The organism is Massilia sp. IC2-278 (assembly GCF_020708045.1).
GTDB lineage: Bacteria > Pseudomonadota > Gammaproteobacteria > Burkholderiales > Burkholderiaceae_D > Telluria.
This window is the reverse complement of the sequence record NZ_JAJFES010000003.1, coordinates 271,373-293,836: the sequence shown is the minus strand read 5'-3', so window position 1 is coordinate 293,836 and position 22,464 is coordinate 271,373. Positions and strand designations below refer to the sequence as shown.

The window sequence follows — 22,464 nt, the reverse complement described above, 5'->3', positions numbered from 1 at the left end:
TTACGGTTACGGCCGGCGGCGCGGGTCGATGAAGGCACAGGCCGCGTCGACCAGTGCGTTGAAGAGGACGAACATCAGGCCGAGCACCAGCGCGGTGCCCTGGATCATCGGCACGTCGCGCCCGAAGATGGCGTGCACCAGCGCGTGGCCGATGCCGGGCCAGGCGAAGATGGTCTCGACTAGCACTACGCCTTCGACCAGGTACACCAGCTGCACGCCGAGGTAGGCCACCACCGGCGCGGCCACGTTGCGCAGGCCGTGGCGCAGCAGCGCCTGGCGCAGGCTCAGGCCCTTGGTCAGGGCAAAGGCGAAGTACGCCGAGCCGCGCACCCCGACCATCGCGTCGCGCGCCACGCGGCAGGAAACGGCGGCCATGCCCAACGCGAGGGTGAGCGCCGGCAGCATGATGCTGCCATGGTCGTCGTGCCCGGCGGCCGGCAGCACGCCCAGCTTCACCGAGAACAGCAGCACCAGCACCAGGCCAAGCAAAAAGGAAGGCAGGGCGCGCAGCACGGTCGACACGGCAAGCGTAAAACGGTCGAGGAAGCCGCCCGGCTTCAGGCCGGCCAGCACGCCGAGCGTCGGGCCGATCAGCAGCGACAGCGCCATCGCCAGCAGCGACAGGTTCAGCGTCGGTCCCAGCTGCCAGGCGATCTCCATCGCCACCGGCTGCGCCGTCACCTGCGATACGCCGAGGTCGAACTGTAGCAGGCGGCCCCACCATTCGACGAGGGCCGCCGGCCAGGGCCGGTCCAGGCCCAGCTCCAGGCGCACCGCCTCGGCGGCGGCCGTGGTCACCATGTCGTAGCCATAGCGGCCGGCCGCGATGCGGTAGGCCATGTCGCCCGGCAGCATGCGCGTCATGAAGAAGCACAGGGTACCGACCAGCAGCGCCACCAGCATGGCCTGCAGCAGGCGGTGCGCCAGCGCGGGCGCGAGGGCGGACGAAATACGGCGCCATGCCTGTGTCCGGAAGATTGTCATGTCCATTGCAGTTGCGAGATCCTGTAGCTGCGCTCGAAGGGGTCGATGCTGACGCCGGCGATGCGGCGGCTGGCCGCGCACACTTGCCGGTACCACACCACGGGGATCACCGGCAGCTCGGCCTGCAGCACGGCCGCCACCCGGGCGCGCGCCGCGGCGTCCTGCACCGGGTCGGCCTGGGTTGCCGCCGCCAGGCGCGCCAGCGCGCTTGGGACCTCGGTGTTGCGCCAGCCCATGGCGCCCCAGTCGCCGCCATCGGGGCCGAAGTCCTGCAGCAGGGTGGCCACCGGGTCCGGCAAATTGCCGAAGTTGCGCGCCACCAGGCCCATCTGCAAACCGCCGCTGCGGTGGCCGGCCGGGATGTCGCTGGAGTTGCCGATGACGACGCGCACGGCGATGCCGATCTGGCGCATCTCTTCCTGCAGCGCGGCGGCGATCAGCGGCAGTTCGGGACGGTCGACGAAGGTGGTCAGGCTCAGCGCGAGGCGCTGGCCCTTTCGGTAGCGGATGCCGTCCGGCCCGGGCAGCCAGCCGGCGTCGGCCAGCAGGCGCCGCGCCGCGGCCGGGTCGGTGCGCAGCGGCGCCAGCGCCGGGTCGTGCCAGCCGCGCATCGACGGCGGGAACAGCTGCGATGCGCCGAGATCGGCATCGCGCAGCAGGGCGCGCGCGATGCCTTCGCGCTCGACGCAGAGCGAGATGGCGCGCCGCACGCGCACGTCGGCCAGCAGGGGATGGCCGCTGTTGAGCTTCAGGAAGGTGGTACGCGGCAGCATCTGCGTGACGAGTAGCGCTTTCGGGCTGGTGCGCAGCGCGCGGATGCTGGGCGGGTCGAGCGAGAACGCCAGTTCGGCCTGGCCGCTTTGCACCAGCAGGGTCCGCGTTTCGGCGCGCGCCACGCTGATGTAGCGGGCGCGCCGCACCTGGCCCGGCACTGCCAGCCCACCGTAGCCGTCGAAGCGCTCGACGTCGAACTGCTGCGGCATCGAGATCGAGACGATCTTGAACGGCCCGCTGCCGACGATGCGCACCACGTTGCCTTTGGCGTCGAACGAAGCCGGCGCCAAAATCTGCACCGAGAAGTGCGTGAGCAGGTAGGGCAGCGGCGCGAACGGCCGGTTCAGCGCGATCACGATGTCGCCGCCGTCGGCGGAGATGGCGCGGATGTCGGCCAGGCGCAGCACGCCGGGCCTGGCATGGGCGCGGCGCAGGCACATCAGCACGTTTTCTGGCGTGATCTCGCTGCCGTCGTGGAAGCGGCGGTTGCCGCGCAGGCGGAAGCGCCAGCTCAAGCCGTCATTCGACACCTGCCACGAGGTGGCCAGGCGCGGCTGCAGGCGCCCACGTTGACTCACGTCGAGCAGGGTTTCCACCACCTCCATGCGCTGGAACATGTAGCCGGCGCGCGAGGGGTCGAGCCCGGTCATCTCCCAGGGGCCGACCACGGTCAGCACGTCCTTGCCGGCGGCCGTGAACGCGTGCGCGTGCGGGCCGGCGCGGTCGTCGGCCCCGGCGCGCCAGGGCAGGAGCGAGGCCGCCGTGGCCGCCAGCACACTGCGGCGCCGGCGGGATGGGTCGCTTGATCGGCTCATGTCAGGAGAAAGGTGTAAGGACGCCTGGCCACCAGGGCTGCGGCGAAAGGCCGTGATTATAACGGCAGGCCACCGGTCCACTGCCGTGGCGGCAGGATCGGGAAGACCAAAAAAAACCGGCGCCACAGCGGGCGCCGGTCTGGTCAAGGACCGCCGGATCAGCGGAAGGTGTAGTTCACGCTGGCGTAGAAGCGGCGTCCACGCGGATCGGTGTAGCTCGGATCGTAGCCCGACAGGAAGTAATAGGCCTGGTTCGAGTAGGGCGGGGCGCGGTTGAACAGGTTCTGCACGCCGACGCGCAGCTTCAGCTTCGGATCGAATTCATAGGCGCCGGAGAGGTCCCACAGCGAATACGACTTCACGCGGTTGGCCGCCACCACGCTGCCGTCGTCGATGTTGATCGCCGTGTTCTGGTCTTCGTAGCCGCTCGACCAGGTGTTCTGCAAATTGGCCGAGAACGGGCCCTGGTCCCAGTCCAGGCTCAGGGTATGGCGCCAGCGCTGGACCACGCCGTCGGTGACGAAGCGGTTCAGGTTGCTCACGTAAGGATCGCCCGGCGCATTCTGGATTTTCGAAGACAGCACATAGGTGCCGTTCAGGCGCCCGCCGAAGTGGCCGTAGGGCGTGTTCACGCCGCGCACCGTGACAGCCAGGTCGAGGCCGCGCGCCAGCTGGGCGCCGCGGTTTTCCTTGCGCAGCTCGATGTAGTCGATCAGGCCGTCCTCGTCGCGGTAGACCAGGTCGCCGTATTTCGCCAGGTTACCCAGGATGATGTCGTCGCCGATCTCGCTGATCAAGTCGGTGCGCTTGATGTTCCAGTAGTCGAGCGAGGCGTTCACATGGCTGCCCAGGGCGGCCACCGCGCCCAGCGAGAACTGGCGGCTGCGCTCGGGCTTCAGGTTCTCGTTGCTGTAGCGGCGCGTGTCCCAGTTGTCGGCGCAGTCCGAGTAGTTGTTGTCGACCGTCGCGCAGTAGACCGGATCGGGCAGGGTGGCGGTGGCGCTGTAGACCGTCGGGCGGTGCAGCTCGGTCATGGTCGGCGCGCGGAAGCCGCGGCCGGCCGAGGCGCGCAGCAGCATGCCGGCCTGCGGGCGGTAAGAGAGGCCGATCTTCGGGCTGGCCGCGCCGCCGACCTGCTCGTAATGGTCGTAGCGTGCCGACAGCTGGGCTTCCCACTGCTTCGCAAACGGCACCAGCACTTCGCCGTACAGCGCCGCCACCTTGCGGCTGTCGCTGGTGGCGCGTCCGCCTTCGGGGGCGGCGTCGTTGTTGATGTTGTCGCTCAGGAGCAGCTCGGACGGCGTGAAGCGGTTGCGTTCACGGCGCGCTTCGCCGCCGACCGCCACGGCCAAATCGCCGCCGTCCATCTTCGACACCGCGCGCGAGAACTTGAAGTCGACCGAGTCGAGCGTGCCGCGCGCGCGGCGCACCACGTCGTTCACCTGGATGCTGTCGATCAGGGCGCGGCCCTCGGCGCTGGATGGGCCGAACGGGTTGATGCGGCCGTCGTAGATCCCTTCCAGCAGCTCGTTGTACAGCACGTAGCCGTGGGTATCCTTGTCCTTGACCGTGTTGACGCTGTGGTTGAAGGCGGCGTCGTAGTCCCAGCCGCCCAGGGTGCCGGTGATGCCAGCGACAACACGCACGCCTTCGCTGGTCAGTTCGCTGGTGCGCTGGCCGGCCTCGTTCAGGCGCATGCGCAGTTCGAGTTCGCCCGGGTAATCGTCGTCGAGTTCATCGAGGCCGGTGCCGGCCAGTTGCGGCACGCGGCTGTAGTCGATGTAGCCGGTCACGCGCGCGGCCGAGCCGGTGTACCAGGTCTTGGCGCGGCTCAGCGCCACCTCGGCATAGGCCTGGTGGCCGCCGCCCAGCTTCACCACGCCGCGGCTGAGCAGGCTGGCCTTTTCCGACTTCGGATACAGCTCGGTGTCGCCCATGTAGTTATAGGTGCAGGCATCCACGCCGCCGGTGCCGGCCGGCAGGTAGACGTTCGCCGGCGGGTCGCAGGCCGGCACCGACAGATTGATCAGCCGGTTCGTGATCGGCTGGCCGTTGATGGTAAAGCCGAGCTCCTGCAGGCGGTCGCGCTGCAACGAGGTCAGGCGGATGTTCGCCGGGCTGGTGTAACCCGACAGCAGGTGGCCGAGACGTTCTTCGACGCGCAGGTTCGGAATGAAGGAACGCTGCGAGGTGTTCAGGGCGTTCGTGCGCTGGAAGTCGGCCACCGCGAACACGTTGTAGCCGTCGGCGTCGAGCGCGCCGGTGCCGGCGCTGATGCTCAGGGTGCGCTTGCCGGCGCCGCCTTCGTCGGTCTTGCCGACGTAGCCGCCGATTTCCAGCCCCTGGTAATCCTTGCGGGTGATGAAGTTGATGACGCCGCCGATGGCGTCGGTGCCGTACAGCGCCGAGGCGCCGTCGAGCAGCACTTCGACGCGTTCCAGGGCGGCGGCCGGGATGTTGTTCAAATCGACGCCGCTGTCGTCGCCGGGCGAGGCGAAGTTGGCCATGCGGCGGCCATTCAGCAGCACCAGGGTCGACGAGGTGCCGATGCCGCGCAGGTTGGCGCTGTTGAAGCCGCGCTGGTCGCCGCCGACGTTGATGCTGGCACCGTCGGTCAGGCCATTCACGTTGGCGGACACGCGGCCCAGCAGTTCGGCGGCGGTGGTGATGCCGGTCTTCTCGATCTCTTCGCGCGAGATCACCTGCACCGGCAGCGCGGTCTCGGATTCGACGCGGCGGATGGCGGAACCGGTGACTTCGACGCGCGGCATGTCGCGCGTTTCAGTTGCGGTCACATCCTGGGCGAATGCCGGGGCAGTCAGCGTACTGCCCAGGGTCCAGGCGCCGGTGAGCAGCAGGCCGCGCACGGCGCGTGCACCTGCCTTGAGATTTGTTTTCATTGTTTTTCCTTAGTAAAACTTGGGCTCATCCGCGATATTAAATCTGGCGCCAGCGGCACAGGTAAAAATTGAAGGTTTGGAAAGAAGTGTGGTAAGGATGATACGCAGCGCGCCGAGGAGGCACGCTGGAGAATTTGACAGACGCCTGGGGAGATGATCTCGCGCGGCTTCCTGCACCTTGCCGCGGCCGGGCTGTCCTGCTAAGCTTGCCGGTTCCCCTTTTCAGCCGCGCAGCCGCTCCGCTGCCGCGCATACATTTCCCCGCATGCCCGGGCACGCCGCTTCCGGCGCCCACCGCATTGCCGGGTTCGCTACAAGATCGTCGATATGAGTACCCGCCGCAACCCACCTGGCTTCAGGGACATCGCCGTCCTGACCCTGCGCATCTGGCGCGAAGCCGCCGCCTTTTTCCTCAGCATCGAGCTGGCGCTGATGCTGCTCGTCGCCGCCACCACCGTGGCCGGCGTCTGGCTTGCCGTCCTGCACGATGCAGGCAGTTTGCTTGCCTTTGGCTTCGTCATCGCCTACGTTGCCGCCCGTATCATCCTGCATGCCAAGCGCATCCTTTCCTGGCCATTCATCCGCGACTGTTAGGTAACCAACAGTCCCATCCCCTTCCTGGGTGCAGACTGGCCCGTCTTTTTGCGGATCAGCCCGCAAAGAGTCCTTGAAGCCAATCCCCCAGGAAAGGAAATACATGAAAGCGCTCGTTTATAACGGTCCCTGCGACGTGCAGGTGAAGGACATGCCCGACGCCCGGATCGAAAAGCCGACAGACGTGCTGGTGCGCATCACCACCACCAACATCTGCGGTTCGGATCTGCACATGTAGGAAGGCCGCACCAGCATGGAAACCGGCCGCATCCTCGGCCACGAGAACATGGGCGAAGTGATCGAGGTCGGCAACGCCGTCGACCGCGTGAAGGTGGGCGACATCGTCTGCCTGCCATTCAACATCGGTTGCGGCTTTTGCGAAAATTGCGAACGCGGCCTGTCCGGCTTTTGCCTGACGGCGAACCCGGGCACCGCCGGAGCGGCCTACGGCTTTGCGGGCATGGGCCCTTACAGCGGCGGCCAGGCCGAGCTGCTGCGCGTGCCCTACGGCGACTACAATTGCCTGGTGCTGCCGCCGGATGCGAAGGAAAAGGAAAACGATTACGTGATGCTGTCGGATATCTTCCCGACCGGCTATCACGCGACCGAACTGGCCGGCGTCAAGCCAGGCGAATCGGTGGTCATCTATGGCGCCGGCCCGGTCGGCCTGATGGCGGCCATGTCGGCCAACATCAAGGGTGCGAGCCAGGTATTCGTGGTCGATACCCACAAGGACCGGCTGGCGCTGGCCGAGAAGCTGGGCGCGATCCCGATCGACGATACCGAAGGCGGTGGCGTGCAGCAGATCCTCGACATGACCGACGGCAAGGGCGCCGATTGCGGCTGCGAATGCGTGGGCTACCAGTGCTGCGACAAGCACGGCAAGGAAGTGCCGAACCTGACCATGAACAACCTGGTGCAGACCGTCAAGGCGACCGGCGGCATCGGCGTGGTGGGCGTGTTCCTGCCGCAGGACCCGGGCGCGCACGACGAATTGGCGAAGGAGGGCAAGCTGGCTTTCGACTTCGGCAATTTCTGGTTCAAGGGTCAGCGCATCGGCACCGGCCAGGCCAACGTCAAGCACTACAACCGCCATCTCGCCAAGCTGATCCATGCGGGCAAGGCGAAACCGTCGAGCATCATTTCGCACGAATTGTCGCTGGACGAAGCGCCGAAGGCCTACGAGCAGTTCGACAAGCGCGCCGATGGCTGGACCAAGGTCGTGCTGAAGCCGGGTAAATAAGCCAGGCGCAGGGCGGGCCGGAGGATCGCTGAAGGCTTCGCCATCGGGTAAGATGGAGCGTCGCTCATCTTGCCCGTCCCTGCATGGAATTCCGCCAGATTCACTACTTCATCTCCCTGTACGAAGAGGGCACCGTCACGCGCGCCGCGCACCGGCTGAACATCGTGCAGCCGGCCCTGAGCATGCAGATCAGTAAGCTCGAGGAGCACTTCGGCCAGAAGCTGTTCGAGCGCACCAAGCAGGGCATGGTGCCGACCGCCGCCGCGCGCCAGATGTACCGCCTGTTCCTGCCGATCATGCGCGATTTTTCGAACGCGCAGGCGCAGATGCTGAGCAGCGAGGGCGAGATCCGCGGCCACGTGAACATCGGCATGATCGCCTCGATCACCGAGGGCGTGTTGGTCGATACCCTGAGCGATTTTTCGAACAAGTATCCGGAAGTGGGCGTGACGGTGAGCGACGGCTATACCAGCACGCTGACCGACTGGGTGGCCGGAGGGCGCCTGGACGCGGCCATCGTCAACAAGCCGCGCCGGCCGCTGGCGCTGGACGTCGAGCACATCATCGATGAGGAGATGGTGTTGATTACGGGGCCGGGGTTCGCGGCCAGCCTGCCGGCGAATCTCACGTTGCGCCAGCTGCCGTCGCTCGGGCTGGACCTGGTGCTGCCGAGTCGTGGGCACGGCCTGCGCAGTAACATCGACAGCTTTGCCGAGAGCGAGAACATCGAGCTGGTGCCGAAGTTCGAGATCGATTCGCTGGTGGCTACCGTCAACCTGGTCGAGCGTAATCAGGTGGCGACCATTGTGCCGCGCGTGGCGGTGCACCGGCAGTTGGCGAGTGGGGCGCTGCGGGCGTATCCGATCGTGTCGCCACGGCTGGTGCGGCGGGTGGTGAGCGTGTCGCATCCAAGGCGGCCCTTGAATCCGGCGACGAAACTGTTTATCTCGATGCTGGCGGCGAATATGCGCTTGCGCGCGCCGGGTGAGCGGCCAGAGGCGTAACACGTACGGTGGGCACTCCGTGCCCACGCGGTTACGTGCTTTACCTTGCACTACGTGCGTTGAATTGTCGCCCAATAGCGCCGAGCCGAGCCACGTAAAGCAGATCCGTGGCCGTTACATAGGGTGCGAGCGATGCCTCGCTGCTGCGGACTACGGAAGCGTGCGTACCGCGTGGGCACGGAGTGCCCACCCTACGTTTGGCGGCGCGGTCCACTCAAAAGGCTGCGCCGTGCGGGCCTTACACCAACCCGGCGTTGCGGAAAATGTGCTTGGTCTCGAGGAAGTCCGCCAGGCCCTCGTAGCCATGCAGGCGCCCAATCCCGCTGCGCCGGTAGCCACCGGTCTCCGCCTCCGCAAACAAGCGGTTATGGTCATTGATCCACACCGTCCCATTGCGCAGCGCCCGCGCCAGGCGCATGCCGCGGTCGCCGTCCGCCGTCCACACGCTGGCCGACAGCCCGAACAAGGTATTGTTGGCACGCGCCACCGCTTCCTTCTCGTCCTCGAATTTTTCGAGCACCACGAACGGCCCGAAGATCTCGTCCTGGGTGAAGAACGCATTCGCATCCGCATGCGCCACCAGCGTCGGCGTCAGGAAGTGCCCGTTCGCCAGCTTGCCCGCACCGCGTCCGCCGCGCAGCACGACCTCGTCGCACATGCCCAGCGCGCGCTCGACGTCGTTCGACACCCGATCCAGCGACTCGCCGTCGATCAGCGGCCCCATGCCCGCGCCCGGCGTATCCCCAGGCGCCACCACGATCGCTTCCAGCGCCGCCTTCAAGGCCCGCTTCATCTCGTCATAGCGCGACGCATGCACCAGCACCCGCCGCGCGGCCGTGCACTGTTGACCGGAGATGATGGTGGCGGCCGTCGCCAGCCGTTGCGCCACCTTGCCGATGTCCGCATCCGGAAACACCAGGCAGCTCGATTTGCCGCCCAGTTCCAGCGACAGCTTCTTCATGGTCGGTGCGGCGGCCGCCATGATGCGCTGGCCGGTCAGGTTCGAACCGGTGAAGCTGAGCACATCGACGTCGTTCGATGCCACCAGCTCCTGCGCCACCTCGCTGCCGTGTTCCAACACCAGGTTCAGCACCCCGCGCGGCAGCGATTCGACTGCCGCCAGTTCGCGCAGCACCTGGGTCGTGATCTGCGCCGTCTGGTGCGCCGGCTTGATGACCACGGTGCAGCCGGCGGCCAGGGCCGGCGCCAGCGAGCGGATCAACAGCACGATGGGCGCATTCCACGGAATGATCAGGCCCGCCACGCCGGCCGCCTCGCGCAGGGTGGCGGAATACGCCCCCGGCTCGACTTCCATGAAGTGCCCCGGCATATGGCGCGTCAGGCCCGCGTAGTAGCGGATTTCGGAAATCGCAGCGGCCATCTCGCCGCGCGACTGCGCCAGCACCTTGCCGTTTTCCTGGGTCAGCAGGGCTGCCAGTTCGGCGCGCCGCTCCAGGCGGTCGGCCCAGGCAAGCAGCACCATCTGGCGCAGGCGTGCATCGTGCGACCACAGCGAGGTTTCGAACGCCTGGCGCGCCGCGGCGATGGCGGCTCGTGCTTCGGCCACGCCACTGGCGGCATAGCTGCCGATGACGCTGCCGTCGGCGGGGTTGCGGCTCTCGCCGCTGGCCCCGCCGGCCGCGCCTTGCCACTGGCCGTCGATGTAGTTGAGAGCGTTAAGCAGGCCCATGGTGTGGATCAGCTGCCGTTGAAGACGGGCGGACGCTTGGCGTGGAAGGCCTCGACGCCTTCGCGGAAGTCGTTCGACGAACGCAGGCGGCTGTAGCAGTGGCCTTCCAGTTCGATCGCCACCGACAGCGGCGAATCCTCGGTGTCGTTCAGCAGCTTCTTGGCCGTGCGCTGGGCCAGCGGCGAGAAGAAGCGCAGTTCGTCGACCAGGCGGTCGGTGGCCGCTTCCAGCTCGGCGTCCGGCACGATCTCAGTGGCCACGCCCCAGTCGTAGGCTTGCTGGCCGGGGATGCGGCGCGAGCGCATCACGATGTCCTTGGTGCGCGTGATGCCGACCATCTTCTGCAGGCGCGCCGAGCCGCCCGAACCCGGGATCTGGCCGAGCTTCTGTTCCGGCAGCGCGTAGAAGGTGGTGTCGGTGACGATGCGGAAATCGCAGGCCAGCGAAATCTCGAAGCCGACGCCGAAGCAGAAACCGCGGTTCGCCGCGATGACAGGCTTGCTGCAGCGAGTCGGCGCCGCGATGTTCCAGGCCAGCTTCGACACGTGTTCCGGGCTCGCTTCCAGGAAGCCGCGGATGTCGCCGCCGCTGGAGAAGTGCTGGCCCTCGGCGCGCAGCACGATCACGCGCACGCGCTCGTCGGCGTCGAGCGCCTCGAACACCAGGCGCAGCTGCTCACGCTGGGGCATCGTGATGATGTTGAACTGGCCGTTCGAGAGCACGATGTCGGCGCGCTGGCGCTCGGCGTCGATCTCGACGCGGAAGTTGACGAGGTCTGCGAGCAGGGTCTGGGCTGGGTGGTTCAGTTGGGTCATGCTGTTCTCCTGAGTGTTATTGATGTTCGCTGTTGCCCGCCTGGTTCATCCCTTCCCAACGCCGCACCAGGCCATCGTGGGGAAGGTCGAACAGGTCGAGCAGGCGTCCGACGGTATGGTTGACCATGTCGTCGAGCGAATCGGGTCGGGTATAAAAGGCAGGCACCGGCGGGAAGATGATCCCGCCCATTTCGGTCACGCTCGTCATGTTGCGCAGGTGGGCCAGGTTTAGCGGCGTTTCGCGCGCCACCAGCACCAGGCGCCGGCGTTCCTTGAGCATCACGTCGGCGGCACGCGCCACCAGGTTGTCGGCCAGGCCGTGGGCGATGCTGGCCAGGGTCTTCATCGAGCAGGGCGCCACCACCATGCCGGCGCTGCAGAAAGAGCCGCTGGCAATCGTCGCGCCGATGTCCTTCACGTTGTGCACCACATCGGCGAGGGCCTCGATGTCGCTCTTGCGCATGTCGAGTTCCTGCTGCGCCGTCATCACGCCCGAGGAGGACATCACCAGGTGCGATTCGCAGGCGCCGGACTCGCGCAGCGCCTGCAGCAGGCGCACGCCGTAGATGGCGCCGCTGGCGCCGGTGATGGCGACAACCAGGCGCGGCTTGTTCATGGACGCACCTTGGCTTCGTGCCAGTCCACCGTGGCGCCGCGCACGATTTCCTGGTCGAGGTCGATCTGCAGCTCACCCGGGATGCGCACCTTGGTAAACACGTGGCCGCGGAATGCCACCGGTTTGGTGGCGTCCAGTCCCATCTTGGCGCTGATACCCTGCAGGTGGGGCGGCGCGACTTCGTCTTCCCCATAATCGTGGCCGACGGTGGTCGAGGGGTCGAGCGCCGAGCCTTGCGCGCCGCTGATGACGATCAAATCGCGGTCGGCCTGAAAGCGCGTGGCCACGGCCCATTCCACCTGCTGCGGATCGTGCACGTCGACGTCGTCGTCGACCACGGTCACCTGCTTGATGTCGTAGTGCGCACCGAAAGCGCCGAGGATCACGTTGCGCGGCTCGCCTTCGCGCAGCTTGCGGAACTTGACGAACAAGTGATACCGGCCGACGCCGCCGACCGACAAATGCACGTCGAGCACGCCGGGGAAGCTGCGCTGCAAGTGGGCCAGCATGGTCGCTTCGCGCGGGATGGAACCGAGCAGCAGGTGCTCCATTTCGGCCGGCACGATGGTGTGGTAGATCGGATTGCTGCGATGGGTAACGGCGGTGACCTCGATGACTTCACGGTTCTCCTTCGCGCTGTAATACTTGGGGAATTCGCCGAACGGGCCTTCCGGTTCGCGTACCTTGGGCAGCAGCTTGCCCTCGATGACGATCTCCGCGTTGGCCGGCACGCGCACCTCGCTGCCCAGGCATTTCGCCACCGGTAGCGGCGCGCCGTGCAGGGCGCCGGCGATTTCCAGTTCGTCGTGGTCGATCGGGGTGATCGCCTGCGAAGCCAGCAGGGTCAAGGGATCAGCGCCGATCACCACCGCCACGTCGAGCGCCTGGTTCTCGGCCTCGGCCGCTTTATAGAATGCCAGCAGGTGGCGCGGCAGCATCAGGATCGCCATGCGGTCCTTGCCGTGCACCTGGATGCGATTGATCGACACGTTCTGGATGCCGGTCACCGGATTGCGCGCGATGACCAAGCCGGCCGTGATGTAGGGGCCGTTATCGTGCTCGCTGTGGGTGGGAATGGGCAGCAGGGCGTGCAGGTCGATCTCCTTGTTCACCACCACCTGCTGGCAGGGCGCTGAACCCGCTTCGACTTCGCGCCAGGACAGGGGATGGTCCGCCGCATGGCGGAAGGCCGCCAGCAGGCCGGCCTGCTCCACGCCCATCGCTTCGGCAATCCAGGAGCGGCGCGAGATGAAGCCGGAGACGACCGGAATCGGGTGGCCGTCGGGTTGCGGGAAATAGGCGGCCTGGCTGCCGTCGAGGCGCTTGGCGATGGCCGCAAGGCGGTGCTTCAGCGGCACGCCTTCGCGCAGTACGGCCAGGCGGCCGGTGCTTTCCAGGTGGGCCAGCCATTCGCGCAGGTCGCGGGCCTTGGCCGGGATGTCGAGTTTCTTCATCATGCGATTCCCTTGTCTGCGCCCGGCAGGCTCTCGTACTCGCCCGCCACCAGCTTGCGGCGCAGGATCTTCCCGACCGGCGACTTCGGAATCTCGCGCACGAACACGTATTCGCGTGGACGTTTGAAGTTCAGCAGGTCCGAGGTGCGGCAGTGTTCGTTCAGCGCTTCGGGCGTGATGTCGCCGCGCGTCTTCACAAAGGCAACCACCTTCTGGCCCCAGCGCTCGTCCTGCAGGCCGGCCACTGCCACTTCGTCCACGGCAGGGTGCAGCGAGAGTACCGATTCGATGTCGACCGGCGAGATGTTTTCGCCGCCGCTGATGATCATGTCGTCCATGCGGCCGGTGACGAACAGGTCGCCGTCCTGGTCGATGTAGCCGGTGTCGCCGGTGAAGTACCAGCCGCCACGGATCGACTTCGCGTTCGCGTCGTCGCGGTTCCAATAGGCCTCGAAGGCTTCGTCGCCTTCCAGGTCGCAGATGATCTGGCCTTCCTCGCCCACTGCCACCGTTCCTTCCGGCGAACTTGCGGTGAGCGGCACCACGCGGATGCGGGTGTTGATGCCGGCGCGTCCGGCGCTGCCGGCCTTGCGCGTGGCGTCCTGGTCGATGGTGAAGGTGTAGACCTCGGACGAGCCGTAGTGATTCACGAACAGCTCCGGGTGGAAGGTGTCGGTCAGGCGCTTGAGCAAACCGTCCTGCATCGGCGCGCCGGCGAAGCCAAGCTTGGTCACCGAGGAGATGTCGGCACCGTGCTTTTCGCGCCAGGCCAGCATGTCGTGGTACAGCGTCGGCACCAGGTACAGGCAGGTGATGCGGTCCTGTTCGATCGAGCGGAAGGCGGCGGCGCAGTCGAACTTCGGCACGCAGACGAACAGGCCGTCGACCAGGGCCATGGCCAGCAGCGAGCGCACGCCCATGGTGTGATACAGCGGCATCACGCCCAGGGTGCGTTCGCCGCGCTTGTACAGGTTCTGGGCCACGTGGCCGAGGGCGGCGGCGCGTTCGGCGCGGTGGCGGCGCGGCACGCCTTTCGGCTTGCCGGTGGTGCCCGAGGTGTAGAGCATCAGCGAGATGTCGTCGGCCCTGCCTTGCAGGATCGGCGTTTGCGGCGCATCCGCCAGCAAATCGGCGAAGGTCGTGGCAGCGCTGTCGGTCACCGCGCCGACCGTGATGCGCGGCAGTGCCATCGCAGCCGGACTGCCCTTGACGGCTTCCTCGCTGATCGGTTCATAGGCCACGGCGCGTGCGCCGGCGTCGACTGCGCAGTATTCCACTTCCTCGGGCTTGGCGCGCCAGTTGAGAGGCGTCGCGATCACGCCCAGGAATTGGCAAGCCCAGTGCAGGGTCGCCATCTCGATGCGGTTCTGCAGCACCACTAGCAGGTGGTCGCCGCGTCCCAGTCCGAGCTTGGTGAGGCCGGCGGCGGCGCACTGGATGCGCTCGTACCACTGGGCATACGTCAGGCGCTGCGCGCCGTCGACCACCGCCAGCGCATGCGGGCTGCGTTCCACGCTTTGCAGGAATGTGCGTCCAAGATCCAGCACGATGTTCTCCTCCTATTGTTGTCGTTTGTCTGTCGCCGTGGTTCAGGCGTTTACCAGGCGCGCCTGTTCGGCGGGGCCGGTTGCGGCATGGCCGGCGGTGTCGGGTGCGAGCGCGGCGCCATGCGGCCGGCCGAGGCGTTCGGCGGCGGTCTCCAGGACCGCCTTCACGATGTTGGTGTAGCCGGTGCAGCGGCACAGGTGGCCGGACAGCATCTCGCGCACTTCGCTCTCGCTCGGGTCCGGATTGCGTTGCAGGTAGTCGGTGCAGGACATCAGGATGCCGGCCGTGCAGAAGCCACATTGCAGCGCGTGGTTGCGGCGGAAGGCTTGCTGCAAGTCGGACAGGCCCTCGATGTCCTTGTTCAAGCCCTCGACGGTATCGACCTGGCAGCCTTCGGCCTGCACGGCCAGCGTCATGCAGGAGCGGCCGGCCACGCCGTCGATGTTCACTGTGCAGGCGCCGCAGACGCCATGCTCGCAGCCGACGTGGGTGCCGGTGGCGCCCAGTTCGTGGCGCAGGAAGTCCGACAGCAGGGTGCGCGATTCGCAGGTGCCGCTGCGCTGCTGGCCGTTCAGTACCAGCTTGATGCGCACGACATCGTCTTTACGGTAAGTCTTCATGGGATTGCCTTGTCGATTGCGGCGCGGCCCAGGTGGCGCACCAGTTGACGCCGGAACTTGGCCGAGGCGTGGTGATCGTCTTTTGCGCCGAGCTCCCAGGCGAAGTCGTTGATGGCGGCATCGAGGTCGGCGCCATCCAGGCGTGGCCAGGCGCGCACGATCGGGCGATCCGAGACGCCGCCCACGGCCAGGCGGATGCCGTCCGGCTTCACCACTGCGGCGACGGCGCACACAGCAAAGTCGCCATGGCGGCCCGAGAACTCGTCGAAGGCATAGCGCACGCCGCTTTGGGCCAGCGGGTAGCGCACTTCTTCCACCAGTTCGTCCTGGGCGCGCGCCGTCATCAGCATGCCCTGGAAGAAGTCGGCGGCCGCCACCACGCGCTTTCCACGGCGGCTGCGCAGCACGACTTCGCCTCCCAATGCCAGCAAGGCCAGCGGCAGTTCGGCGCTCGGGTCGGCATGGGCCACCGAGCCGCAGACGGTGCCACGGTTGCGGATCTGGAAGTGCGAGATGTGGGGGAAGGCCTGGGCCAGCAGCGGCACTTCCTGTTTCAGGGTAGGGCGCCACTCGACGCTGCCTTGCGTGGCGGCGGCGCCGATCGCCAGGTGCTTGCCGTCCGTGCGCACATAGTTCAGGTCCGGCACGCGCGAGATGTCGATCAGGACGCTGGGTTGCGCGAGGCGCAGGTTCAGCACCGCCATCAGCGACTGGCCGCCGGCCAGGATGCGCGCATCGTCGCCAGCTTCGGCCAGCAGGGACACCGCTTCCTCGGCGCTGTCGGGACGGGCGTAATCGAAAGCTTGTGGTTTCATCGTTGACCTCCAAACAGGGCCAGCAGGCGTTGCCAGAGGCTGGGCTTCCGTGCCGGCGCGGGTGCAGCGCCTTCCGGTGCGGCGGGGCCGCCGGCTTCGCGCCCGAGTTGTTCGAACAGCTGGTTCAGCACGATCTTGGCCGCGCCTTCGAGCATGCGGCTGCCCACCGCCGCGACCTTGCCCGACACCTGCGCGGCGTAGTCGTAGCGCAGCAGGGTGCCGCTGCCCGCAGCTTCCAGCGTCACCAGCCCGCTGCCGCTGGCGCTGCCGACCGACGACAAGCCGGTGCCGGCCAGGCGCAGGCTGCGCGGCGGATCGAGTTCGGACAGGGCCACCTCGGCGGCGTATCTCGCCTTGATCATGCCCACGCCCACCGTGACGTCGGCGCGGTAGCGGTGCTCGCCGACCGGCTCCAGCGCGTTGCAGCCGGGGATGACCTTGGCCAGCGCCACCGGGTCGAGCAGCACGCGGAACACGGCTTCGGGCGAGGCATCGAGTTTCACCTCGCCGCGCGCGGCCAGCGACTTGCCGCCCTTGGCCGGCTTGGCTGCCGCGCTGTCCGCTGCGTTGGCGCCGGCCGGCGAGTCGGCGGCGATTGGCGCATAGTCCGGCGCGGCCGGCGCCACCTTGGCCGACGGCGAGGGCGGCGGTTCGTCGCCGCCGATCAGGTCCATCACCTTCGACGGCGTCAGCGGCAGCAGAATGTCCTTCACGCCCAGCGCGTCGGCCACGGCATTGCCGATGCATGCCGGGGTGCTCATGTTGTTGCCTTCGCCCAGGCCCTTGGCGCCCAGCGGCGTGAAGGGCGAGGGCGTTTCCATGTGCAGGATGCGTGGCTCGGGTACTTCGCAGGTGGTCGGCACCAGGTAGTCGGCAAAAGTGCCGGATTGGAAGCTGCCGTCCTCGCCGTAGCGGAATTCCTCCATCAGCGCCGCGCCCAGCCCCTGCGCAAAGGCGCCGCGGATCTGGCCGTCGGCCAGGGCAGGATTCAGGATCTTGCCGGCGTCGTGGGTGGTCACGTAGTCGTCGATGCGCACGCGGCCCGTGTGGCGGTCGACTTCCACGCCGCAGACGTCGAAGGCAAAGCCATAGGCGGCCGAGGTGTTCACGCGGTCCTGTTCGTCCGGGGCGCCGAGCTGGGGCGCGGTCCAGAAGGCGGTTTCGCGCAGGCCCGGTTCGACGCCTGCCGGCAGCAGGGCCGGCGCCCAGTGCGGGCTGGCCGCCATGCGCAGGAAGGGCAGCGACTTGGCCGGGTCGGCCTTCGCGAATACCTTGCCGCCTTCGAACACGATGTCGGCCGCGTCTGCGCCCAACTGGGGGGCGGCGATGGCGGCCAGCTTGTCGCGCAATTTGACTGCCGCCAGGTGCACGGTGCCGGCCACGGCGCCGGCGAAGCGGCTCGAGTAGTTGCCGGCGGCGACAGACCAGGCATCCTTTTGCGTATCGAATTCCACGTTCACGGCCACGCCGTCGGGCACGATGCCGAACACGTCGGCCACCACCTGGGCGCAGACGGTGCGGTGGCCCTGGCCGGCCGGGGCCGAGGCGATGGTCACGTTCACGCCGCCGAGCGGATCGATGGCGACGCTGGCCGAGGCGATGGCACCGTTCTTCGGGCCGGCCTTGGCACGCGCTTCCTTCGGCAGCACGGTGGTGATGTAGCCCATGTTCGAGATCGAGGGCTCGACGATGGCGGCAAAGCCGATGCCGTACAGGCGGCCTTCGGCGCGGGCTCGATCCCGGCGTGCATACAGTTCGGCCAGGCGGCCTTCGCCCTGCACCAGTTCCAGCGCGCCCTGGTAGTTGCCCGAGTCGATCAGGGCGCCGGCCGCGGCGTGATACGGAAAGGCATTGGCCGGGATGAAATTGCGGCGGTACAGGTCGACCGGATCGAGCTGCAGTTCCACGGCGATGCGCTGCATCAGGCGTTCCAGCGCAAAATAGACCTGCGGGCCGCCGAAGCCGCGCACGAGGCCGGCCGGGGTCTTGTTCGTCAGCACCACGCGGTTGCGCACCAGGAGGTTCGGGATCGCATAGGCGCCGGTCAGGCAGCCGTGCATGCGGTAGAAGGTGGCCGGTTCCGGCGCGCGCAGGTAGCCGCCGCAATCGTCGAACTGGTCGTATTCCAGTGCCGTGATGCGGCCGTCGGCTTCGACGGCGGCGCGGATGGTCGACAGGCGGTTGGTGGCCGAGGTCAGGCCGGCCAGGTGTTCGAGCCGGTCTTCGACCCATTTGACGGGCGCGCCCGCCTTGCGCGAGGCAAGGCACATCAGCACCACGTACTGGAACACCGCGTGCTTGACACCGAAGCTGCCGCCGGAATCGCGGAACGTGCGGTGGCGCAGCTTGTGGCCCGGCACGCGCAGCGCCAGCGCCATCACGGTATGCAGCGAGAACGGGCCCATGAAGTTCGAGGCGACGTCGTAGCCTTCTTCTTCCGACTGCCAGTCGGCGACCACCACCGCGCCTTCGATCGGGGTGCAGGAATTACGCGGGTAGCGCACCGTGAGTTCGACCGTATGCGGCGCGCTCTCGAAGGCGGCTTCCGGTTCGCCGTAGCGGAAATGACGGTCGCTGACCACGTTGCTGCCCACGCCTTCGTGCAGGATGGGAGCGTCCGGCAGGATGGCGTCGTCGATGCTGGTGACCGGGTCGAGCTGGGTGTAGTCGACCACCACCATGTCGGCCGCGTCTTCGGCCAGGTAGCGGGTATCGGCCACCACCACCGCCACCGGCTCGCCGACGTAGCGCACGCGGTCCACGGCCAGCGCCCACATCTCCATCGGCGCCTTGACGCCGACGACAAAAGGTTTCGACCAGTCGCGGATATCGGCGCCGGTGAGCACGGCGCGCACGCCCGGTGCGGCTGCGGCGCGGGCGGTGTCGATTCTGTTCACGGTGGCGTGCGCATGCGGGGAACGCACCACCACGGCCTGCAGGGTGCCTGGCTTGACGCCGACGTCGTCGCCATACTGGCCGTGGCCGGTGAGCAGCGATGCATCTTCGATGCGCTGCATCGGGCGGCCGGTGTAGGGCTGCGTTCCGGGCTGGGCTGACTGCTGTTCCTGCCCGGGGCGAGGGGGGAGCTTCATTTCCATGCGTTGCTGTCTCCTACTGCTTTCTTGTTGAAATCAGTATAGGGATGACTATGCATCACGACAAATAATGTTTAATGAAGTTATCCATCATTTGTAGTGATGAATGGCGTGCAAGCGTTAACGAAAAAACCGGGGCATGCCCCGGTTCGTATGCAGCTCGGCCAGCCGTCAGCGCTGCGCCGACTCTTCGTCCAGCTTGCCGATGGTCTCTGGCACGATCAGCGCGCCGATCAGGAAGATCACGCTGATCCCGCCCAGGAACAGGGCCAGCGACATCGGCACGTCGGTCGGCATCGGCGAGGCCAGCGACACGAAGGTCGGCAGCACGCCGCCAATCGCAAAACCGATGTTCCACGAGAGACCGGTGCCGGTGGCGCGGATCGTGGTCGGGAAGCGCTCGTTCAGGAAGATCAGGATCGGCGCATAGCCCATGCTGCCCAGCATGGAGAAGACGATCACGAAGAAGCCCAGGGTCACGGCGTCGGTCACGCCCGGCATCAGCAGGGCAATCGCCGGCAGCAGGATCAGGCGCAGTATGCCTACCCACACGAAGGTCTTCTTGCGGCCGATGAAGGTGCTCAGGTGGCCGGTGGCGATCGAGGCGACGATCACGCCGATACTGGCCAGCATGAGGATGAAGCCGGCGGTGTCGGCCGGGGTGCCGTTCACGACTTTCAGGTAGGTCGGCAGGAAGCCCGAGGTCAGGTAGTAACCGGCGCCGCCGCCGATGGTCAGCAGCAGGTTCACCAGCAGGATGTTGCGGTACTGGCCGGTGAACAGGGTGCGCACCGGATTGGCCATCGGGGCTGCGGCGGCCTTGCTGCGCGCCTTGGCTTCCTGCAGCTTCTTGAACATCGGCGATTCTTCGAGCTTACCGAAGATGGTGATGCCCAGCACCGCGCTGATGATCCCGGTGAAGAACATGCAGCGCCAGCCCCATTCCTCGAACTGCTCGCCGGGGAAGGCGGCCGACAGCGCGTAGTAGGCGATCGAGGCGAACAGCGCGCCCAGGCCGGCGCCGCCGCCGCCGATCAGGCCCGATACGGCGCCACGCCAGCGCGGCGCCACCGATTCGGTGCCGATGGTGTGGGTCGCCGCGACCACGCCGCCGACGAACACGCCCTGGATCAGGCGCAGCAGGATGAACAGGATCGGCGCCGCGACGCCGATGGTGGCGACCGTCGGCAGCAGGCCGAAGGCGGCGGTCGAGACACCGACGCCGATCATCGAGGCGATCATCGCGGCCTTGCGGCCCTTGCGGTCGGCATACGACCCGAACAGGGCTGAACCGAGGGGACGCATCAGCAGGGTCACGCCGAACGAGGCGTACACCGCCGCCAGCGACAGCATGGCGTGCTCGGACGGGAAGAACAGCTTGCCGATGATCGGCGCCACGAACAGCAGGATGAAGAGGTCGTAGAGGTCGAGCGACCAGCCGATGCACGAGGCGATCACCGCCCTGAGCGTGTGGCGGTTGTTCTCCCGCTCGGATACCACGGTTTGATTGGTGAGCACAGCCATGTTTGTCTCCTGGGTATGTGTGGCCACGGCGCCAGCGACGCCGTGGATAGTGCGGTTACTTCATTTCGGCACAGGCGCGACTTGTCGTCAGTCGCTATCGGCCAGTGCCGCCCGGTGTTCCCGGCGCTGCGTGCGCCGTCCTGCGAGGATGGCGTCGGCGATTTTCTCGGCCATCATGATCGTCGGGATGTTGGTGTTCGCCGACGGCAAGCGCGGCATCAGCGAGGCATCCACCACGCGCAGGTTGTGCACGCCATGCACGCGGCCCTGGCTGTCGGTGACGGCCTCGCGGTCGTTCGATGGGCCCATGCGGCAGGTGCCGCTGGCGTGCCAGACGCCGAACACGCTCTTGCGGATAAAGGCGTGCAGCGCAGCCTCGTCGGCCAGCAGGGCGTTCATGCGCTGGCCGCCGGTGACGAAGCGCTCGATCAGCCATTGGCGCAGCGGCGCCGGCACGTCGAGGGCGCCGCCGAGCACGCGCGTCAGCAGGGCGTTGCCGGGGCTGTGGCGGCTCAGCGCCTTGACGCGCGCACTGAAGGTGGCGGGGAAGAAGTCGCCGGCATGCTTGTGCAGTTCGCTGCCCTGGATGACGTCGGCCAGGCGCCGGACGCCGATGGCCATGCGCTGCAGGTCGCGCTCGTCGGACAGGAGGTTGAGTTCGACGTCGGGCGCCGCCAGCGGGTCGTTCGAGGCCAGGCGCACCTGGCCGCGCGAGTACGGCCGGTTACACCACAGGAAGAACAGGCCGAGGCGGTTGCCGAGCGCATGCCAGGCGGCGCGCGTGGCGCTCGACAGGTACATGTCGGAACCGTCGCAATCGGGCAGGTTGGAGGAGAAGCGTGCGGCCGCCATGCTGGCGCGGCGGCGGCTCAGGGGCATGCGGAATTCGGGCGCCAGGAAATGGCAGAAGGTCAGGGCCGGGTGGTCCTGCAGGTTGCGTCCGACGCCGGGCAGGTCGGCCACGACGCGGATGCCGAGGTTGGTGAGGTCGGCGGCGTCGCCGATCCCGGCTTGCAGCAGCAGGGCAGGGGACTGCAGCGCGCCGGCCGACAGGATCACCTCATTCGCGTCATGGCGCACGCGGGTGCCGGCGCCGTCGATCACGGTCACGCCGCGCGCGGCGCCGTTCTCGAGAACGACGCGTTCGACGCGCATGCCGGCCAGGATGCTCAGGTTCGGGCGGGCGCGGGTGGCGGCATCGAGGTAGCCGACGGCGGTGGAAACCCGCTGGTCGTCGACGTTCGAAAAGGCAGCGGGGAACAGGCCGTCGCCGAATTCGCCATTCTGGTCTTGCAGGTAAGGCAGGCCGGTGCGCTTCAAGCCATCGGCAAACACGTGGCAGAAGCGCGGCCACGCGTCCGGACCGATGCGGCGGATCGGCACCGGGCCGCTGTTGCCGTGCAGGGAAGAGTCGCCGAAATCGAGGTCGCGTTCCAGCTTGCGGAACCAGGGCAGCACCTCGTTCCAGCTCCAGCCGGCGGCGCCACCGTCGGCCCAGGCATCGTAGTCGCGCGGCAGGCCGCGGTTGGCCGCCTGCACGTTGATGCTGGAGCCGCCGCCCATCACGCGGCCCTGTTCGTACACTTTCAGCGGGGAGGCGGGAGTGGCCCTGGCCTTGAGTTCGGGCCAGATGAAGCGGTCGCCGCAGAACAGCGGCATCGGATAGCTGTCGAGGATTTCGGCCGGCACCTGGCCGGGCAGGGTATCGAGCCCGGCTTCGATCAGGGCCACGCGCACGCCGGGATCGGCGGACAGCCGGTTGGCCAGCACACAGCCTGCCGAACCGCCGCCGACGATGAGGTAGTCGTATCGTTCCTGCGCCGTCTCCACGTGCGTCTCCTTAAGTCTGCCGCAGGGTCTCGACGGTCAAGCGCATCGGGCCGCTGCTTTTATGACTAAAGGGTAACGCAGGACGGTCATCTATTCTAATAATGTTTGTTTATGCGTAATATCAGAAAAACTGATGGTCGGCC

General features: G+C 67.2%; 15 protein-coding genes and 1 pseudogene. 3 read left to right on the top strand and 13 right to left on the bottom strand.

Annotated features, from left to right (window positions below; all coding sequences use genetic code 11):
• Positions 1-6 precede the first annotated feature (6 nt).
• From LK540_RS09010 to LK540_RS09000, 3 genes are all read right to left on the bottom strand, one after another.
• Complete coding sequence (locus LK540_RS09010; protein ID WP_374041348.1) at positions 7-984, bottom strand: ABC transporter permease; 978 nt, start codon at positions 982-984, stop codon at positions 7-9.
• Positions 981-2,573: an ABC transporter substrate-binding protein gene (locus LK540_RS09005; RefSeq protein WP_229436867.1), complete on the bottom strand. Its 1,593-nt coding sequence runs from the start codon at positions 2,571-2,573 to the stop codon at positions 981-983. Before LK540_RS09005 ends, LK540_RS09010 begins: the two co-directional genes overlap by 4 nt.
• Positions 2,574-2,731: 158 nt before the next feature.
• Positions 2,732-5,473, bottom strand: coding sequence for a TonB-dependent receptor (locus tag LK540_RS09000; RefSeq protein WP_229436865.1), 2,742 nt, complete (start codon positions 5,471-5,473; stop codon positions 2,732-2,734).
• A 327-nt stretch (positions 5,474-5,800) separates the two neighbouring features.
• Between LK540_RS09000 and LK540_RS08995 the strand changes: the two genes are divergently transcribed.
• From LK540_RS08995 to LK540_RS08985, 3 genes and pseudogenes are all read left to right on the top strand, one after another.
• A complete protein-coding gene (locus LK540_RS08995) occupies positions 5,801-6,067 on the top strand; it encodes a hypothetical protein (protein ID WP_229436863.1) in 267 nt (88 codons plus the stop codon).
• 103 nt (positions 6,068-6,170) lie between these two features.
• Positions 6,171-7,310, top strand: a pseudogene (locus LK540_RS08990) (glutathione-independent formaldehyde dehydrogenase).
• 83 nt (positions 7,311-7,393) lie between these two features.
• A complete protein-coding gene (locus LK540_RS08985; RefSeq protein WP_229436861.1) occupies positions 7,394-8,314 on the top strand; it encodes a LysR family transcriptional regulator in 921 nt (306 codons plus the stop codon).
• A gap of 238 nt (positions 8,315-8,552) precedes the next feature.
• Here the strand turns inward: LK540_RS08985 and LK540_RS08980 are convergent, their stop codons facing one another.
• The 10 genes from LK540_RS08980 to LK540_RS08935 form a co-directional block, all read right to left on the bottom strand.
• Complete coding sequence (locus LK540_RS08980; RefSeq protein WP_229436859.1) at positions 8,553-10,004, bottom strand: aldehyde dehydrogenase family protein; 1,452 nt, start codon at positions 10,002-10,004, stop codon at positions 8,553-8,555.
• Between the two features lie 8 nt (positions 10,005-10,012).
• Positions 10,013-10,819 (bottom strand): enoyl-CoA hydratase/isomerase family protein, encoded by an 807-nt coding sequence (locus LK540_RS08975; protein WP_229436858.1) that lies wholly within the window; start codon positions 10,817-10,819, stop codon positions 10,013-10,015.
• 16 nt (positions 10,820-10,835) lie between these two features.
• Positions 10,836-11,435, bottom strand: coding sequence for a UbiX family flavin prenyltransferase (locus LK540_RS08970; RefSeq protein WP_229436857.1), 600 nt, complete (start codon positions 11,433-11,435; stop codon positions 10,836-10,838).
• On the bottom strand, positions 11,432-12,892 hold the full coding sequence (locus LK540_RS08965) for a UbiD family decarboxylase (protein ID WP_374041342.1): 1,461 nt from the start codon (positions 12,890-12,892) through the stop codon (positions 11,432-11,434). The genes LK540_RS08970 and LK540_RS08965 overlap by 4 nt, the downstream gene beginning before the upstream one ends.
• Complete coding sequence (locus tag LK540_RS08960) at positions 12,889-14,436, bottom strand: AMP-binding protein (RefSeq protein ID WP_229436856.1); 1,548 nt, start codon at positions 14,434-14,436, stop codon at positions 12,889-12,891. The genes LK540_RS08965 and LK540_RS08960 overlap by 4 nt, the downstream gene beginning before the upstream one ends.
• A gap of 42 nt (positions 14,437-14,478) precedes the next feature.
• Complete coding sequence (locus LK540_RS08955; RefSeq protein WP_229436855.1) at positions 14,479-15,057, bottom strand: (2Fe-2S)-binding protein; 579 nt, start codon at positions 15,055-15,057, stop codon at positions 14,479-14,481.
• Positions 15,054-15,872 (bottom strand): xanthine dehydrogenase family protein subunit M, encoded by an 819-nt coding sequence (locus LK540_RS08950; protein ID WP_229436854.1) that lies wholly within the window; start codon positions 15,870-15,872, stop codon positions 15,054-15,056. Before LK540_RS08950 ends, LK540_RS08955 begins: the two co-directional genes overlap by 4 nt.
• Positions 15,869-18,964, bottom strand: coding sequence for a molybdopterin cofactor-binding domain-containing protein (locus LK540_RS08945; protein WP_229437132.1), 3,096 nt, complete (start codon positions 18,962-18,964; stop codon positions 15,869-15,871). The genes LK540_RS08950 and LK540_RS08945 overlap by 4 nt, the downstream gene beginning before the upstream one ends.
• Before the next feature lie 174 nt (positions 18,965-19,138).
• Positions 19,139-20,491: an MFS transporter gene (locus tag LK540_RS08940; protein WP_229436853.1), complete on the bottom strand. Its 1,353-nt coding sequence runs from the start codon at positions 20,489-20,491 to the stop codon at positions 19,139-19,141.
• Positions 20,492-20,578: 87 nt separating this feature from the next.
• The gene (locus LK540_RS08935) at positions 20,579-22,321 is read right to left on the bottom strand and encodes a GMC family oxidoreductase N-terminal domain-containing protein (RefSeq protein WP_229436852.1); all 1,743 of its coding nucleotides are present in this window, start codon (positions 22,319-22,321) and stop codon (positions 20,579-20,581) included.
• Between the last annotated feature and the right edge of the window lie 143 nt (positions 22,322-22,464).